This window comes from Novosphingobium sp. BL-52-GroH, assembly GCF_044813085.1.
Classification (GTDB): Bacteria; Pseudomonadota; Alphaproteobacteria; order Sphingomonadales; family Sphingomonadaceae; genus Novosphingobium.
On sequence record NZ_CP171152.1, the window covers coordinates 1,047,982 to 1,064,796 of the forward strand.

Sequence of the window (16,815 nt, forward strand, 5' to 3'; positions counted from 1 at the left end):
TCACTCCTCCCGGGCAGGAGGAGGAAAGCCGCCGCGAAGCGGGTGGACCCCCTCATCCGAGGTGGACGAAGGGAGCCCCAGCACCATGAACTGGTTGTGCGGGCTCGCCTCGTAGTCCGCGAAAGGCCCGCACGAGACGAACCCGGCGCTGCGATAGAGCGCGATCGCCGGGACATGCAGCTGCGCCGTCCCGGTCTCCAGATAGAGTTCGCGCAACCCCAGAGCCCGCGCCTCGGCGACGACGTGCTCCAGCAGCGCGCGACCCACGCCGGTGCCGCGCGCGGCGGGGGCGGCGCGCATCGACTTGACCTCGCCCTGCCCCGCCCCGAGTTGCTTGAGCGCCGCGAAGCCCGCGAGTTCCTCGCCGCGCCAGGCGGTCCAGAACGTCACCCCGGGCGACGAGAGCCCGCTGGCGTCGAGCGCGAAGGCGTGCTCGCCCATGACGCTTTGCAGTTCGCGCAAGTGATGGGCGAGCAAGGCCGCGACATGGGCTGCGGTCGGATCGTCGATACGTATCTGCACGGGGGGCTTTCGATGGTGGCAGGCACGGGCGCTCTAACGCGGTCGAAACCGTTTTCCTACACCCGGCGCCGCGCGGTAGCTTCGCCGCATGTCCCGGCCCGATCATCCGCGCACGCCCCGGCCATCCGCCCGCCGCAAGGTGACGGGCCGCGCGCGCAAGGCGACGCCCGTTCCTCCTGGACCGTGTAAACCGTGTAAACCTGTGTCGCCTTGCCCGCCCGGACGGCGCGGCGCGAGGTCAGTTCTGGAGCGAGATGTAGCCCAGTTGCGCCGCCTTGAAGACGGTCTGGCTGCGGTTCACCGCGTTGAGCTTGGTCGCCGCATTGTGGATGTGGAAGCGCACGGTGGCGCGGCTGCGCGACATTATCATGCTGATTTCCAGGTCGGTCTTGCCGATCGCCGCCCAGCGCAGGCACTCGACCTCGCGCTTGGACAGCCGCGAGGCCGGCGGCAGCGCCTGGGTCGAGCCCATGACCTGGACGTACGTGGCGATGAACGTGCGCGCGTAGAGGCCCAACGCGTCCGAGAGCCGGTCGAACTCCTCCGAGAGGTCGGTCTTGTCGCGGTCGAGCGGGTTGAAGCTGACCGCGCCGATCTGGCCGAACGGCAGGTGCACCGGAACGCCGATAGCCGCGCGGGTCATCGCCCGCTGCTCGAAATTGCCGATTTCGATCGAGGCGAGGTAGGCGTTGGGCTCGCGGGTGCGGAAGCCTTCGGCATTGGCCCAGAACGGCTGGCTCTCGAAGCGGCAGGCCGTGGTCAGCGGACTGTCGAGGGCGATGCGCGAATTGCGCCACCACACCTTTTCCTCGTTCCCCCAGCCGAACACCTCGGTCGCCAGCATCTTGCCCTCCGCATCGACAGGCGTGCGCTTGTCGGCGATGTCGTGGGCGGGGGCCGCGCGCATGCCGTGCTCCATCGCAATCCGGTGCAGCGCTTCGGCGGCCGCGCGGATCCCCTGGGGCGACGTCACGCGGACGGCGTCGATGTGTTCCTGTGACAACAGTTGCATGGGATCCTCTCCACACTCTCTTAGCTCGCGGAATCCTGCCGCACAATCGCTTGAAACCGGCACATAGGCCTTTTTTGTGACTAGCCTTTTGCCCAGCGGCAAGCGCCCGCCGCTTGGTGATAGACCGGCATCGAGACCAGGAACGGCCTGGCGGGAGTGGAACGTGAATTTCGACCTCAGCGAAGACGAGGAAATGCTCAAGGCCCTGACCGAGCGCTTCGTGACCGACCATTACGATCACGACAGCCGCCGCGCCTTCCTCGCCGAGCCCGGCGGGTTTTCCGGCGCCAACTGGCGGCTGCTGGGCGAACTCGGCCTGATCGCCGCGCCCTTCCCCGAGGAACTGGGCGGCCTGGGCCTCGACGCCACCGGCATCGCCACCGTGTTCGAGGCGCTGGGCCGCGGCCTCGTGGTGGAACCGCTGGCGGAAGCGGTGGTGATGGCCGGGCGCCTGTTCGCCGCGACCGCGCCGCAAGCCCTGCGCGGCGAATGGCTCGACGCGCTGCTGATCGGCGAGAAGCGCCTCGCCCTCGCCCATGCCGAAGCGCGCACCCGGGACGGCCTGCCCTGGGTGGAGACCACCGCGGTCCCCGACGGCGACGGCTGGCGCCTCACCGGGACCAAGCCCTACTGCGCGGCCGGTGGCGGCGCCGATGGCTATGTCGTCTCGGCCCGCGTTTCCGGCGCGCCGGGCGATGCGGAGGGCGTCGCGCTGTTCCTCGTCCCCGCCGGCACGGCCGGGGCCTCGACTCGCGACTGGACGATGGCCGACGGCAGTGTCGCGACCTCGCTGGACCTTCAGGGCACCCTCGTCCCCGCCGGCCACAAGCTGGCCGACGACGGCCTCGCCGCGATCGCCGCGACCGGCGACCTCGCCTCGCTCGCCCGCAGCGCCGAGGCGCTCGGCATCATGGAGCGGCTGCTGCACGAGACGATCGACTACTTGCGCACCCGCGACCAGTTCGGCGCAGCGCTCGGCTCGTTCCAGGCGATCCAGCACCGCATGGTCGCCCAGTACGCGGTGATCGAACAGAGCCGCGCCCTGCTCAACCTCGCGCTGGTATCGTGGGGCAGCGAGGCCTTCGCGCCGGCCGTCCACGGCGCCCGCGCCTTCATCGCGCCGGCCTCGGTGGAGCTGGGCCACGAGATGATCCAGTTCCACGGCGGCATGGGCGTCACCGACGAACTGGCCATCGGCGGCGGCCACAAGCGGCTGCTGGTGCTCTCGCGCTGGCCCGAGGGCCCGCTGGCTGCGCTCGACCGCTATGCCGGGCTGCTGAACTGACTTTCCAGACCACGCCTGACGAAAGGGGCGGTCCCTTGCGGGCCGCCCCTTCTTTTTTGCCCGCGGCCTTGCCCACGGTCCCGGGTCGAGCCCGGGACGAAGGCGCCCGCCCTACCGCTCGCGCTGCTTGAGCCAGCCCATCCCCCGGCGCAGCAACTCGTAGAACACCGGCAGGTCCCACGCACAGCGGTCGACCGTCGGCCACCAGTCGAGCATCGGCTGGAGGTCGTAGTGCCCCCGGCAATGCCCCAGCGTGTTGTAGAGCACCGCGCCGCGCCCATGGTCCTTGAGATACATCACCGGCTGCTTGCCGAGCGCATCGCTGGCCTCGACGAAGCCGGTGCCCTCCTCGGTGCAGTCGGTCTCCAGCAGGACGTGGAGATCGCCGTGGGTTTCGAGGTGATAAAGCTCGTCGGTGGTCTCGAACGCCTCGATACCGGCGACCAGCGGGTGCCCGGGATCGGCGACCGTCACCGTATAGGGCGCGATCGGCGGGTGCGAGAGGAACTGCGAGCCGAGCATGTCCATGAACAGCGGCGCCCAGCGCGGCGCGTCCCACAGCCCGGCGTCGGGCCCGTCGGCAAGCAGGCGCAGCACCGAATTGGTGCCGTGGAGCGCATACCAGCGCCCGCCCGCCGCCAGCCAGTCGCGCAGCACTTCCTGCGCCGCCAGCGAGGGCGTGACGTCGCAAGTATACGTGACGAGCACGTCCGCCTCGCGCAGCGCGTCGAGCGTCTCGTAGTTCTCGAATACGCGGGTGCGCACGGCGGGGTCCTCGCCCAGCAGCTTGAGCAGCTCCAGCCGGGCGAAGTCCATGTCGTGCCACACGCCGCCACAGACGAGCACGCAGTTGATGCGCGGCGGCCGCGCCGCTTCGTTTTCCGTGTCGCTCATCGGGTCAGGCCTGCTTCGATCCGCCGAGGTCGCCCTCGATGTATTTCATCATGGTATCCTGGAACTGGCGGATGCGGATTTCCTGGTAGTTGCCCAAGTTCACCTTGCCGTTCTTGGAGGCATGGAGACCCTGCTGGACGTAAGGGAGGTTGTCCATGTCCTGCTCGAACACGTCGCCCAGGATGCCCAGTTCGGGCGCCTCGGTCCACTTCTGGTCGAGCGTCAGGAACTTCAGCGGGGCGCCGCGCGGGATCGGCTGGCCCTTGGGAATGCGCGCCAGCACCCGCACTTCCATGATGCAAGTGTCGGGCGTCTTTCCGGGCAGCCAGTTGTAGACGATGTTGGGCATGTAGCCGCCCCAGGGCGCGAAGTTCGGGAACACGTTGTAGACCAGCGCGTCGAGCAGTTCGGCGTCGGTCGCCTCGGAGTGGTCGTAGCCGGTGCTCTCGGTATAGGCCTGTCGCATCGCGGCGCCCAGTGCCGCGCGGGCGGTGATGCCCTCGGGCACGGTGATCGCCATGGGGTTGGCCGAAGCCTCGCCTTCGTAGTTGTCGCCCGAGCGGCCGTTGTACTTGACGAACTCGTCGACGATCCACTGCTCGCCCTGGCCCTGCTCGATATGCGGGCTCATCACCCCGAAGGGGACGAGGTTGACGTTCACGTTGTCGCCCCAGGTCCAGTAGGCGGCGTTGGAATCGCCGGTGAAGGGCAGCAACTGGGGATGGGTGACGATCGTGTGCCAGGCCTCCATGAAGGCCTCCATCACGACTTTCCAGTTGGCCGGCACTTCCTTGGCGACGCGCATGACGCTGGCGCATTCCTCGTGCCGCCAGCGCTTGAAGTGCTCGGGCAGCGGGGCGAGGAACTCCTCGAGGCTCGGCCCGCCGGGTTCCTCGCGCAGGAACACGTAGCCCGCCCAGCGGCCCACTTCGGCCGCCGGCAGATCGAGGTTCTGTTCGACCAGGTGCGGGAAGTCCCACTGGCAGGGCATCGAATCGAAGCTGCCGTCCTTCTTCCAGGCGAAGCCGTGGAAGGGACAGACGAACTTGTCGGCGGTGCCCTCGTCGGTGCGCAGCTTGCGCCCGCGATGGAGGCAGACATTGTGCATGGCCCGGATCGAGCCGTCGTCCTGGCGGCTGACGAGGTAGGAACGCCCGGCGTTCTCGTAGACGATGAAGTCGCCGGCTTCGGGCAGGTCCTCCTCGCGGGCGACGAACTGCCACACGTAGGGCCACATCCGCTCGCGCTCCAATTGCGCGAAGGCCTCGCTGGTGTAGCGCTCCGCCGGGATCGGGTCGGAGCCGCGGAAGGTGTAGCTTTCCTCGGTGAGGATCGCGGGGGCTTGCCGCGAATCCTGCGCCATCAGCTCGGCCCAGCTTATGCCCTCGCTGCGGTCTTCACCCAGTTTCGTGGCGATTTCGGGGTCACGGTCGGCCATCGGCAATCAATCTCCCAAGCACGGATTACCCTGTTTGGAGGCCTGTCTGGACCTTCGCCGGCGCCAAGTCACCTTGCTCTAATCATAGGTTGTCGAGGGCCGAGGATACGCCATGTTGAGTGCGGCCAGTATAGAGTTTGGCGCAAGTTGGGAGAATGCCGTGACGCGGCTTGAAGGCAAGGTGGCGCTCGTCACCGGAGGAACCTCCGGCATCGGCGCCGGCACCGTGGAGCGCCTCTGCGCCGAAGGTGCCAGGGTTATTTTCACCGGTTCCAACCAGGCGGCCGCCGATGTGCTATGCGCCGCCACCGGAGCCGAGTTCGTCAAGCACGACGTCACCGATGCCGCCGCCTGGGACGGGCTCATGGCGCACATCCTCGCAACCCACGGCCGCCTCGACATCGCCTTCGCCAATGCCGGCACCGAAAGCGGCGACGGCAGCATCGAGGACGTTTCCATCGAGGGCTGGAACAACATCATCGGCGTGAACCTCACCGGCGTCATGCTCACCGTGCAGCACGCGATGCGGGCGATGGCCCGGAACCCGGACGGGCCGGTCGGCTCGATCATCGTCAACTCCTCGATGAACGCGCACCGGGCGATGGGCAACTTCTGCGCCTATTCGGTGTCGAAGTCGGCCGTGATCGGACTGGTCAAGTCGGCCGCCGTCCACGCCGGCAACCAGAAGTACAAGATCCGCGTGAACGCCGTGCTTCCGGGCGTCGTCGAGACCGCGCTGATCGTCAACCTCATCGACAAGTCCGCCGATCCGGTCGCCACCCGCGCCGCCTACGAAGGACTCTCGCCGATGGGCCGCATGGCGACGGTCGAGGAAGTGGCCGGCATGGTCGCGTGGCTCGCCGGCGACGAGGCGCGGTTCTGCTCGGGCAGCGAATTCACCATGGACGGCGCGTCCACTGCAGGAATGAACGGCGTATGACGGATCTGGGTTCGCAGCGGCTCAAGGGCCGCGTCGCGCTGGTTTCGGGCGGCTTGCGGGGCATCGGCCTCGCCTGCGTCGAGCGGTTCCTGGCCGAGGGCGCCGAAGTGGTCCTCACCGACTTGTCCTCCCCCGAGGAGGCGGCGGAAACGCTCGCCCGGCTCGGCCAGGCGGCAAGCTACGTGCAGGCCAACGTCACCAGCGAGGACGACTGGGCCAAGGCCCTCGCCGCCGTGACCGAGCGCCACGGCAAGCTGCACATCCTCGTCAACAATGCCGGCATCGACCTCACCGGCCCGGTCGCAACGACCTCGCTCGAGGGCTGGCGCCGGATCATGTCCATCAACGTCGACGGCGTGTTCCTGGGCACCCGCACATTCGTGCCGCTGCTCGAAGCGAGCGGCGCCGAGGTGAAAGGCGGCTCCTCCATCATCAACGTCAGCTCGATCATGGGCCTCGTCGGCATGAGCGAGGTGTCGGGCTACAACGCCAGCAAGGGCGCGGTGCGCTTGTTCACCAAGTCGATCGCGCTGGAATTCGCCGAGAAGAAGATGCCGATCCGCGCCAATTCGCTGCACCCCGGCTTCGTGATAACGCCGCTGCTGAACGAAGGCTTCCAGCGCTGGGTCGACAAGGGCGTGGCCGCGAAGGCGGAGGACCTCGTCGACCTGATGTCCAGCAAGACGCCGATCGGGCGGCTGGCCGATCCGTCGGAACTGGCGAGCGCGGTGTACTTCCTCGCCGGCAGCGACAGCTCGTACATGACCGGCGCGGAGCTGGTGGTGGACGGAGGCTGGACCGCGCAGTGAGGCCGTCGTCCCGGCGCAGGCCGGGACGACAAGACAAGAACAAGAGCGGAAGAGACCCTGAAATGACCATCGCCCTCCCCGACACGATCGCGCTCGTCACCGGCGCCGCCGGCGGCATCGGCCGCGAGATCGTCAAGGCCATGAAGGCCGCCGGCGCCACCGTGATCGCCACCGACTTGCGCGAGAGCGCCGAGATCGAAGGCGCCGACCACTACCTCCGGCACGACGTCACCAGCGAGGCCGACTGGCGCGCGGCCGAAGCGCTGGTGCGCGAAACGTACGGGCGCCTCGACGTGCTGGTGAACAATGCCGGCTTCTCGATCGTCACCAGGTTCGAGGACACGCCGCTCAGCGAGTTCCACAAGGTCAACGCGATCAACGTGGACTCCGCGATCATCGGCACGCAAGTCATGCTCGAACTGCTGAAGGAAGGCGGCAAGGCGAGGCTGTCGGGCGCATCCGTCATCAACTTCTCGAGCGTCGGCGGTCTGCGCGGTGCGGCCTTCAACGCCGCCTATTGCGTCAGCAAGGCGGCGATCAAGATGCTGTCCAAGTGCCTTGGCGCGGAGTTCGCCGCCCTGAAGTACAACATCCGCGTCAACTCGGTGCATCCGGGCGGGATCGAGACGCCCATGCTGAACTCGATCATGGATCGCTACATCGAGCTGGGCGCGGCACCCTCGCGCGAGGCTTCGATCGCGGCGATGAACGTCGCCCACCCGATCGGGCGCCTCGGCCGGCCCGAGGAGATGGCCGGCGGCGTGGTCTTCCTCGCCAGCGCGGCCTCCAGCTTCATGACCTGCGACGAACTCGTGATGGACGGAGGCTTCAGCCAGGTTTGATTTCATTCGGGACGAAGAGCCCGTCGGGAGAGAGAAAATGACCAACAAGGCATACGACGTCGTCGTGCTCGGATCGGGCGCGGCAGGGATGACCGCCGCGCTGACCGCAGCCGAACACGGCGCCAGCGTGCTCGTCGTCGAGAAGGGCGAGAAACTGGGCGGCACCTCCGCCTGGTCGGGCGGGCAGATCTGGATTCCGTGCAATCCGCATCAGCAGGCCTACGGCAAGGACGACAGCCGCGAGAAGGCGCTGACCTACCTCGAATCGATGTCCAACGGGCTGATCGAGCCGGCCATGGCCGAGGCCTACGTCGACGGCGGAGTCGAGATGGTCGCCTTCCTCGAGCAGAACACCCCCGTCCAGTTCATGGTCGTGCCGCATTTCCCCGACTATCACCCCGAACAGCCCGGCGCCGCCAGCCGAGGCGGCCGTACGCTCGAATGCGCCGTCTACCCTTATGGCGAACTGGGCGAGTGGCGCGACAAGGTGGAAGTCTCGCCCTACTACTGGCCGCACGTCTACTTTACCGTGGGCGAGACCTCGCTGGCGCAGGCCGTGCCCGACCCGCTGCCGCCCGAGGAAGCCCGGCGCCGCGCCGAAAACGACGAGCGCGGCCTTGGCCATGCCCTCGTCGGCCGCCTTCTGCGCGGGTGCCTCGACCGGGGCGTGGAGTTTCTCCTCGGCACCGGCGGCAAGGACCTGGTGATCGAGAACGGTGCGATCACCGGCGTCACTCTCGACGACGGCACGAGGCTCGACACCCCGAATCTGGTGATAGCCACTGGCGGCTTCGAGCACGACGAGGCGTTCAAGACCGCCTTCCTGCGTGGCCCCCTCACGTCCCCGGTCTCGATCAGGACCAACACCGGCGACGGCTTGCGCATGGCGATGAAGGCCGGCGCAATGTTGTCCTCGATGCGCGAGGCGTGGTGGATGCCGGTGGTCGAGGCGCCGCTCAACCCGATGGGCCGCATGCTGTTCACCGGCGAGCGCACCCTGCCCGGCACCATCATGGTCAACCGGACCGGCAAGCGCTTCACCAACGAGGCCGCCAACTACAACGCCTTCGGCGCCGCGTTCCACGTCCAGGACCTCAACACCTGTTCCTGGGCGAACCTGCCGGCCTGGTGCGTGTTCAACCAGAGCTTCTACGACAAGTGGGGCTTCCTCGACGCACAACTGATCGGCACCGCCGACGCCGGCGAGCACACGAAGACCCCCGCCGACTGGATCGCGCGCGGCGACACGCTGGACGAACTGTCCGAGACGCTGGGCATTCCCGCCGGCGCGCTGGAGGCTACCGTCGCGCGCTGGAACACGATGGTCGAGAACGGCCGCGACGAGGACTTCGGCCGAGGCGAGAGCTACTACGACCTGTACTGGGGCGACCCTGCGCACAAGGGCAGCAAGGAGGCAACCCTGGGCAAGCTGGAAGGCGGCCCCTGGTACGCAGCCGAGGTCAAGTCCGGCGCGCTCGGCACCAAGGGCGGTCCCAAGACCGACACCCTGGGCCGCGTCATCGACCTCGACGGCAGGCCGATCGGCGGGCTCTATGCGGCGGGCAACGCGATGGGCTCGATGATGGGCATGACCTACGGCGGCGGCGGCGGCACCCTCGGCCCGGGCATGGTGTTCGGCTACCTTGCCGGCAGGCACGCCGCCCAGCGCAACGTCGGCGCCGAGGTGGCAGCACAGGTTCCGGCCTGATTCCCGCCTCGTCCCGGGTCACACCCGGGACGAGGCCACGAGGAGCCCATCCATGTCGCGCAAACTCCCCGGCGTCATCGGCGTCCACCACATCGGCGTCTCCGTGCCCGACCTTGCCAAGGCCCGCGAGTTCTACCTCGACATCCTGGGCGCGGTCGAGGAAGTCGCGCCGCTGCGCTGGGCCGACAATCCCTTCATCGACCGGATCGTGGGGCTGGAAGGCAGCGCCGCCGAGCAGTTCTTCTGCCGCCTGGGCAACCTGCAGATCGAGGTGTTCCGGTACGACGCCCCGCGCCAGGCCGCGCAGGACCCCCGCCGGGGCGTCAACGAATACGGCTACACCCATATGGCATTGCAGGTGGAGGACATCACCGCCGTGCACGAGCGCATCGTCGCGGCCGGCCTGCCGGTCCACACCCCGCCCGCGCTGGAGGGGATCACCGTCGACGAGCATGGTATCAGGCACGGCTATACAGGTACGTATTGCCGCGATTTCTTCGGAAACGTGTTCGAGATCCTCGAAATCCACGAGACCGCCGAAATCCTGCCGATCCGGGCCTGAAGCGCTTTTCCCGGAAACCAAATCCCCGCCAAGGGGTTCAGAAGGCAGGACGAACCCGGCGCCTGGGCCGGGTCACGTGATCGTCTCCGGGAGCCTGAAAGTGGAATTCGACACCGTGAACCGCGCGCCGCGCGCAATCCCGACCTCCCTTGACGGAACCGCCCCGCCATCGCCCGGCCTCCCCTTGCGCGCGGTCGATGCCACCCCGACGCTCCGACGCCGAAGCAGCGTCGCCCCCGAAAGGCCCTCGGCGCTGCTGCTGCGCGATGCGGTTCGCGAAGCGGGCCTGTTCCAGCGCTCGGTACTCGGGCACCTCGATCACAACGGCTGGGTCGACCGTGTGCAGGCCGATGGCCAGCGCCTGATCGACCTGCTCGCGGAAATCGGCTTCGTGCCGAGCGACAACCGCTGGGGATCGAAAGTCGGTACGGGGCAGTAGCGGCCGTCCCGCACAGGCTGACACCCATCCGCCCCTGAGGTCGTATCGTCGGTCAGCCCGCCGCTGCGCCCACCGCCGGCAGGACCGAGGCGCTGTCCTCGACGGAGAAGGTCCTGATCCGGCTGCGGTCGAAAAGCTGCTCCTCGTCGGCGACGATCATCGCCAGCGTGTCCGGATCGCCGAGCGCAGCGAAGCAGGCATCGCGCGTGGCCACGTCAGGAAAGTCGATTTCGGTCACCACGTCGCAGTCGAACGGCTGGTCGATCCCGTCCATCGGCGTCAGGAACCGTCGCACGTAGCGGGTGGCGTAGCCGGCAAGCACTTGCTCCCCGATCACCCGGTGGCTCGTTTCATAATAGGCCCGAAACGCGTCCGGGCTCATGTCCGGCCGACGCTTGAGCAGGGTTATCACCGTGACGGTCATGCCAGTTGCTCCATCCAGCCGCGGGTCGCGTCGAGGACGGCCCGGGCACGCAGGGCAGGATGCGAGAACGCGTCGCGCAAGGCGGCGGAGCGCAGTTCGATCGACAGCGGAATGCCCGCCGGCAGTGCCTGCACCAGCGCGGCGAGCGGCAGCACGCCCTCGCCCGGCTGTTCGCGCAAGTCGATGGCGTCGGTGATGACGGCAGCAAAGTCGGCCGGGTCCGGTCGCTGGCCGCGAGCGTCGCAGAACTGGGCATAGGGCAGCAGCGCGGGGTCGATCGCGGCGATCTGCGCCACGGTGGTGCCCGAACGGTCGACGTGGATCGGATCGACCAGCACCGCGCGCAAGGGATGGGCCACCCGGTCGAGCACCGCCAGTGCCTGCGTGAGGCCCCTGACCTCGGTGAAGATCCCGAACTCAAGCGCGACGCGCATGCCCGAACCCTCGGCATGGCGGCACAGCGCCGCCAGTTGCGCGACCGTCTCGCCGACCTCGGGGTGCGAGGACACGCACAGCACGTTGCCCGCGCCCAGCTCCGCGCCGACATCGAGCACCTTGCGGTGATCGTCGAGCGCGGTGTCGGGCCTGATCCACACCACCTCGACGTCGAGCACCGGCAGGGCGGTTCGCGCCAGGGCGGCTTTGGCGTCGCGGGTATGCTGCGCGGTCCATTCCAGCGGATCGACCCACAGGCCCACCGCATCGAACCCGGCGGCGGCCCCGGCCTCGATCACGTCGACCGCGCCGAACTCGGGCAATACGCCCGATGCGAGTGACAACTTGTGCATGTTCGGGCTCTCCCAAGCCGTTGGTTCCGATGGCGCCGGCGCGTGATCTTGCCTTGACCCTCCTCGTCATCCCCGCCTTCACGGAAATGACGAGAATACGATCAAGGCGTGCCCTGCCCGCCGGCGCAAGCGCGGCCGGCAGGCGACAACTCCGGCGGTCACATCTCCGGCGGTCACATCTCCGGCTGGGGCAACGAGGCGTCGTCTTCCAGATACCAGTTCAGCCATTCGTGGAAGTACTGGTTGCCCCGCTCGTTCTTGCCGAAGGTCAGGTCGTCGTGGGCGCCCGATTCCAAGCCGCGCTGGATTTCCAGGCCAATGACGTAGTCTTCCTCGTAGGTCACGTCGCGGAAGAAGTTCATCGCCGCCTCGACGCCTTCGCGGTCCGCCTCGTCCCTGATCGGGTCGCGACGCAGGTAGTTGAGCACGGTGCGGTTGCGGTCGGGCGTGGGCCCGGGGAACAGCTGTGCGACCTGGGTGATCTCTGGCGCAATGAAGATCGAGACGTTGGGGAAGAAGATCCGCACGAAATCGTAGCCGTAGTTCTCGCGGTTGCCCCATTCCTCGCGCGGGACATCCTTGAGCTGCTCGGCGATGGTGTGCTGCGGGAAGCCGATCCGGATGTTCGGCCCGAACCCTTCGTAGTGCGTGCAGTTGGACGGCGTGCGCGGGAAGATCGTCTCGGGGTGGAGCGACTTGAAGTGGTAGCCTTCCAGGTAGCCGTCAAAGGCGATCTTCCAGTTCGCGCCCTCGATGGTGCGGTTGCCGAGATAGGTCCAGTTGGCGAAGTCGAGCGCGTCGAAGTCCTCGAGGAAACCCTGGAAATAGGTATCGAGGTCCATGGGCGCGTTGGGCGTGAGGCTGACGAAGATCATGCCGCCGCGCTCCTCGCAGGGCAGTTCGCGCAGACCCATCCGGCCCTTGTCGACCTCGCCGAACGTGCCCGGCTCGGAAATCCCGATCAGGCGGCCGTCGGCGCCGTAAGTCCACGAGTGGTACTTGCAGGTGAAGCGCGAGCAGTTGCCGGTGCCGTCGGGCGCGACCGGCGCGCCGCGGTGCGAGCACACGTTGAGGAAGGCGCGGACCTTGCCCTGCTTGTCACGGTTGATGAGCACCGGCGAGCCGACCGCGTCCATCGCCTTGTAGTCGCCGGGGTTGGGCAGTTCGGCGGTGAACGCGAGCATCAGCGGCACGCGCTTGAACACCAGCTCCATCTCGGCCTTGAACTGGTCCTTGTCGGTATAGCTGCTGGTCGGGACCCGAAGCGGCTTGTCGGTCTGGTAGGTCTTCTTGTTCTCGACGTAGTCGAGCATGATCTCGGCCACGTCGCCAATGCGCTTCACGCGTTCCACGGTCTTCTCCCGATTGCCTTATGCTGCGATCCTGCGCGAGCGCGGACGTGGCGACAAGCTGCGCAAGGTGATAGGCGAACGAGCCTCATTTCGGCCTCCTTGGTATTTTGGCCAGTTGGCCTGCGCGCCCGCGCAGCGCAGTCAGGAGCGATGATGGAGAGGAAAAGCGCCCCGTGGGCATGGCTAGAATCGCAACCCGGTGGCCTGCCGCCGCACCTGGCGCCCTTCGCGGGCGCCGGGCTGTGGGACGAACGCACGATCGCCGAGCAGGCGACCGCGCTGGCCGAGGCCGACCCCGGCTTCGTCGCGCTGGTCGAAGGCGAGACGCACGTGACCCGGGCCCAGGTCGTCGCCGACGCCGAAGCGCTGAGCGCGGCGCTCCACGCGCGCGGCCTCCGGCCCGGCGACGTGATCGCCTTCCAGGTGCCGAACTGGCGCGAGGCCATGGTCATCAATCTCGCCGCGGCGATGTCCGGCCTCGTCGTCAACCCGGTCGTGCCGATCTATCGCGACCATGAAGTCGCACTGATGCTGGCCGACTGCGGCGCGCGCGCGGTGTTCGTGCCGGCCAGCTTCCGGCGATTCGACTATGCCGCGATGGCGCAGCGACTCGCTGCCGCGCTGCCCGATCTCGAGCATGTCTTCACGGTGCGCGGCGAAGGACCGGACGATTATGCCGCGCTCGTCGAGGAAGGGCGCGCGCTGCCGTTCGCCCGGCCGAAGGTCGACCCGCTCGGCGTCAAGATGGTGCTCTATACCTCCGGCACGACCGGCCGGCCCAAGGGCGTGCTCCACAGCCACGTCTCGATCGCCCGCATCCTGCGCGAAAGCGGCACCTACTGGGGGCTCATGCCGGGCGAGGCGACACTGATGCCCTCGCCGGTGACCCACGTATCGGGCTATGCCAACGGGCTGGAGGCGCCGTTCGTCTGCGGCACCCGCACGGTGCTGATGGAAAGCTGGAACGCGGCCGAGGCGCTCGCGCTGATCGACCGGCACCAGGCGGTCGGCACTGTCGCGGCGACGCCGTTCCTCGTCGAACTGGCGGCGGCGGCGCGCGAACGCGGCAACCGGTTGCCGAGCTTCCGCTTCTTCGCCTGCGGCGGCGCTGCGGTCCCGGCCGACCTCATCCCGGCCGCCAACGCCGCCTTCGACCACTGCCGCGCCTTCCGCGTCTTCGGCGCGTCCGAAGTGCCGCTCGTAACGTTCGGCTGGCCCAACGTCGAGGCGCTGGCCGCCACCACCGACGGGGCCATCGTCGACTACGAAGTCCGGGTGGTCGACCACGAAGACCACGACCTGGCCGACGGCCAGGAAGGCGAAATCCTCGCTCGCGGCCCGGGCATGATGCTGGGTTACGCCGACGAGGCGCAGACGCGCGAGGCGATCACCGCGGACGGCTACTTCCGCACCGGCGACCTCGGCGTCCGCACGCCCGAGGGCGCGATCACCATCACCGGCCGCAAGAAGGACCTCATCATCCGCGGCGGCGAGAACATCTCCGCCAAGGAGATCGAGGACGTGCTCCACGCCCATCCGCTGGTGCGCGAGGCCGCCGTGGTCGCCATGCCGCACGAGCGGCTGGGCGAAGGCGTCTGCGCCTACATCATTGCCGCAGGCGATGCGCCCGGCGCGCAGGACCTGGCCGCCCACGTCGCCGACAGCGGCCTGGCGCGCCAGAAGATCCCCGAGCGCTTCGAGTTCCGCGAGGACTTCCCGCGCACCGCCTCGGGCAAAGTACGCAAGGACCTGCTGCGCGCGGAAGTGAAGGCCCTGGTCAGCGCACCGGCGTAATGGCCCGTTCCTCCCTGTCGCGGAACGCGATGGGAAGGAGTGCGGGCATGGATTTCAAGCATCGCCGCACCTGTCCAACCACCCCGAAAACCGGAATCGGCGGCGGCGTCCCATGGACGCCGCCGCCGGCCCTTCCTCCCCAGGAACGGAAAAATCAGGCCCCCGTTGCAGCCGCGACGGCTGCGTCGATCTCGCTCTTCATGGGATTGCGTCGCAAGGTCAAGCCGCCGTTTACCTGCAGGTTCTCGCCGGTCATGAAGCACTCGTCGCTCGCCAGCCAGACGACCGCCGCGGCGATGTCGTCGCTGGTGCCGATGCGGCCCAGCGGATAGCCCGCCAGAAAGGCCTCGAACAGGCCGGGGACCTGGCTGGCGTCGGACGTCATCGGCGTTTCGGTCAGGCCCGGAGAGATCGAATTGGCGCGCACGCCTTCGCTGCCGAACTCGTGGGCGACGCAGCGGATCACATGGTCGGCGCCGGCCTTGGTGCCCATGTAGGCGGCATGGTCGTTGAGCATGATCGTCGCGGTCGCCGAGCTGATCTGGATGATCGAGCCACCCTCCCCGCCGGCCGAGCGCGCCATCTTGCGCACCATCGCCTGGTAAAAGTGGAAAGGCCCGACGTACTGCAGCATGGTCATCGCCATGAGTTCGTCGTGCGTGGTCTCGAGGAAGCCCTTGAGCAGGCCCCAGCCGGTGGCGTTGACGGCAATGTCGATGCCGCCCAGCGCCTGCGCCGCGCTGTCGGCCAGGGCATCGACGCTGGCCTTGTCGGTGAGGTCGCAAGTTGCCCAGGCACATTCGTGCTGCGCAGCAAAATCGGCGAGCACATCGTCCTTGCGGCCCGAGACGAGTACGCGCGCGCCCTCGTCCAGGAGTCGCCGGGCGATGGCCTGGCCCATGTTGCCGGGACTGCTGGCGCCCAGGATCAACGCCCGCCTGCCTTCGAGACGCCCCTTGCCGGAACCTGCCATGCAACCTCTCCTCTCGCTTGTCACGGGATCGCTAGCACGCCGCGCCTCCGTGCATTCCTGACCAAACTAATAGTGGCCTCCCCGCGCCCGAGCGCCGAAAGCACGTGGGTACAAAAAACACGCGCTAGGCAGAGGAGCTACGCAATGGATCTCGGACTGAAGGGCAAGAAGGTCATTCTCACGGGCGGCAGCCGCGGCATCGGCCGCGCCGCGCTGGAAATCTTCGCGGCGGAAGGCTGCGACATCGCGTTCTTCTCGCGCAATGCCGAACAGGTCGCCGAAACGGTCGAATCGCTCTCGAAGCACGGCGGCAAGGTCTTCGGCGAGCCGCTCGACCTGCTGGACCACGAGGCCTACGTCGCCTGGCTCAAGTCGGCGGCGGAAAAGCTCGGCGGCTGCGACATCTTCGTCCCCGGAGCCAGTGCCTCGGGCTCGGGTGCGACGGGCGACTGGGAAGCCTGCTTCGCCGCCGACATCAAGGGCACCGTGCTGGGCTGCGAGACGCTCCAGCCCTTCCTCGCCGAATCGGGCGCCGGCGCGATCGTCATCATGGCCTCGACCGCAGGGACCGAGACCTTCATCGTCCCGCAGGCCTTCAACGCCATGAAGGCCGCGCTGATCGCCTATTCGGGCCAGCTGGGCCAGATGGTGGGCGCCCAGGGCATCCGCGTGAACTGCGTCTCGCCCGGACCGATCAAGTTCCCCGGCGGCAACTGGGAAGCGATCCGCGAGATGGCGCCGGAACTCTACGAGGCCACCGAAGCCCAGTTCGCGCTCGGCCGCTGGGGCGGCGCGGAGGAAGTCGCCAGGAGCATCGTGTTCCTCGCCAGCCCGGCTTCCTCCTACACGACCGGAACCAACCTGGTGGTCGACGGTGGCTACACCAAGCGCATCCAGTTCTGAGAGCCGTTTGAAGATCCGGCGATAGCCGGATGCGCCGCTCGAACATGCCATTCAGGCATTTTCCGAACGGCTTCTGAGCGTTCCCTCCTCCAGAGGAACAGTGCGGCGGGCCCCTCGGGTCCGCCGCCTT

At 68.0% G+C, this 16,815-nt stretch carries 17 protein-coding genes; 9 read left to right on the forward strand and 8 right to left on the reverse strand.

Annotation, left to right across the window (positions count from 1 at the left end):
• Together ACFFDA_RS17625 and ACFFDA_RS17630 are read right to left on the reverse strand one after the other, a co-directional pair.
• A complete protein-coding gene (locus ACFFDA_RS17625) occupies positions 1–522 on the reverse strand; it encodes a GNAT family N-acetyltransferase (protein WP_404482089.1) in 522 nt (173 codons plus the stop codon).
• Positions 523–760: 238 nt separating this feature from the next.
• A complete protein-coding gene (locus ACFFDA_RS17630) occupies positions 761–1,534 on the reverse strand; it encodes a LuxR C-terminal-related transcriptional regulator (protein ID WP_404482090.1) in 774 nt (257 codons plus the stop codon).
• Positions 1,535–1,697: 163 nt separating this feature from the next.
• On the opposite strand from ACFFDA_RS17630, the gene ACFFDA_RS17635 reads away from it, so the two are divergent.
• Positions 1,698–2,819 carry an acyl-CoA dehydrogenase family protein gene (locus ACFFDA_RS17635; RefSeq protein ID WP_404482091.1) on the forward strand — a complete coding sequence of 374 codons (1,122 nt, stop codon included), beginning with the start codon at positions 1,698–1,700 and terminating at the stop codon, positions 2,817–2,819.
• Positions 2,820–2,930: 111 nt separating this feature from the next.
• Here ACFFDA_RS17635 and ACFFDA_RS17640 read toward each other — a convergent pair whose 3' ends face one another.
• A complete protein-coding gene (locus ACFFDA_RS17640; RefSeq protein WP_404482092.1) occupies positions 2,931–3,713 on the reverse strand; it encodes a ThuA domain-containing protein in 783 nt (260 codons plus the stop codon).
• A 4-nt stretch (positions 3,714–3,717) separates the two neighbouring features.
• Positions 3,718–5,151 (reverse strand): SRPBCC family protein, encoded by a 1,434-nt coding sequence (locus tag ACFFDA_RS17645; protein ID WP_404482093.1) that lies wholly within the window; start codon positions 5,149–5,151, stop codon positions 3,718–3,720.
• A gap of 160 nt (positions 5,152–5,311) precedes the next feature.
• Here ACFFDA_RS17645 and ACFFDA_RS17650 point away from each other — a divergent pair, with 160 nt between their 5' ends.
• From ACFFDA_RS17650 to ACFFDA_RS17675, 6 genes are all read left to right on the forward strand, one after another.
• Positions 5,312–6,091 (forward strand): SDR family NAD(P)-dependent oxidoreductase, encoded by a 780-nt coding sequence (locus ACFFDA_RS17650; protein ID WP_404482094.1) that lies wholly within the window; start codon positions 5,312–5,314, stop codon positions 6,089–6,091.
• Entirely contained in the window at positions 6,088–6,900 is an 813-nt protein-coding gene (locus tag ACFFDA_RS17655; RefSeq protein WP_404482095.1) for an SDR family oxidoreductase, read from the forward strand. The genes ACFFDA_RS17650 and ACFFDA_RS17655 overlap by 4 nt, the downstream gene beginning before the upstream one ends.
• A 62-nt stretch (positions 6,901–6,962) precedes the next feature.
• Positions 6,963–7,742 carry an SDR family oxidoreductase gene (locus ACFFDA_RS17660; RefSeq protein ID WP_404482096.1) on the forward strand — a complete coding sequence of 260 codons (780 nt, stop codon included), beginning with the start codon at positions 6,963–6,965 and terminating at the stop codon, positions 7,740–7,742.
• Positions 7,743–7,779: 37 nt separating this feature from the next.
• Complete coding sequence (locus tag ACFFDA_RS17665; RefSeq protein ID WP_404482097.1) at positions 7,780–9,450, forward strand: FAD-dependent oxidoreductase; 1,671 nt, start codon at positions 7,780–7,782, stop codon at positions 9,448–9,450.
• A 52-nt stretch (positions 9,451–9,502) separates the two neighbouring features.
• Entirely contained in the window at positions 9,503–10,012 is a 510-nt protein-coding gene (locus ACFFDA_RS17670) for a VOC family protein (RefSeq protein WP_404482098.1), read from the forward strand.
• A 100-nt stretch (positions 10,013–10,112) separates the two neighbouring features.
• Positions 10,113–10,451, forward strand: a complete 339-nt coding sequence (locus tag ACFFDA_RS17675) for a hypothetical protein (RefSeq protein WP_404482099.1) — start codon at positions 10,113–10,115, stop codon at positions 10,449–10,451.
• A gap of 52 nt (positions 10,452–10,503) precedes the next feature.
• On the opposite strand, the gene ACFFDA_RS17680 is transcribed toward ACFFDA_RS17675, so the two are convergent.
• From ACFFDA_RS17680 to ACFFDA_RS17690, 3 genes are all read right to left on the reverse strand, one after another.
• Positions 10,504–10,875: an EthD domain-containing protein gene (locus ACFFDA_RS17680; RefSeq protein WP_404482100.1), complete on the reverse strand. Its 372-nt coding sequence runs from the start codon at positions 10,873–10,875 to the stop codon at positions 10,504–10,506.
• Entirely contained in the window at positions 10,872–11,663 is a 792-nt protein-coding gene (locus tag ACFFDA_RS17685; protein WP_404482101.1) for a sugar phosphate isomerase/epimerase family protein, read from the reverse strand. Before ACFFDA_RS17685 ends, ACFFDA_RS17680 begins: the two co-directional genes overlap by 4 nt.
• 173 nt (positions 11,664–11,836) lie before the next feature.
• Positions 11,837–13,015 carry an aromatic ring-hydroxylating dioxygenase subunit alpha gene (locus ACFFDA_RS17690; protein ID WP_404482102.1) on the reverse strand — a complete coding sequence of 393 codons (1,179 nt, stop codon included), beginning with the start codon at positions 13,013–13,015 and terminating at the stop codon, positions 11,837–11,839.
• Between the two features lie 150 nt (positions 13,016–13,165).
• Here ACFFDA_RS17690 and ACFFDA_RS17695 point away from each other — a divergent pair, with 150 nt between their 5' ends.
• Positions 13,166–14,809 (forward strand): AMP-binding protein, encoded by a 1,644-nt coding sequence (locus tag ACFFDA_RS17695; protein WP_404482103.1) that lies wholly within the window; start codon positions 13,166–13,168, stop codon positions 14,807–14,809.
• 154 nt (positions 14,810–14,963) lie between these two features.
• Here the strand turns inward: ACFFDA_RS17695 and ACFFDA_RS17700 are convergent, their stop codons facing one another.
• On the reverse strand, positions 14,964–15,782 hold the full coding sequence (locus ACFFDA_RS17700) for an SDR family NAD(P)-dependent oxidoreductase (RefSeq protein ID WP_404482104.1): 819 nt from the start codon (positions 15,780–15,782) through the stop codon (positions 14,964–14,966).
• A 144-nt stretch (positions 15,783–15,926) separates the two neighbouring features.
• Here ACFFDA_RS17700 and ACFFDA_RS17705 point away from each other — a divergent pair, with 144 nt between their 5' ends.
• Positions 15,927–16,685, forward strand: a complete 759-nt coding sequence (locus ACFFDA_RS17705; RefSeq protein WP_404482105.1) for an SDR family NAD(P)-dependent oxidoreductase — start codon at positions 15,927–15,929, stop codon at positions 16,683–16,685.
• The last annotated feature ends 130 nt before the right edge of the window (positions 16,686–16,815 follow it).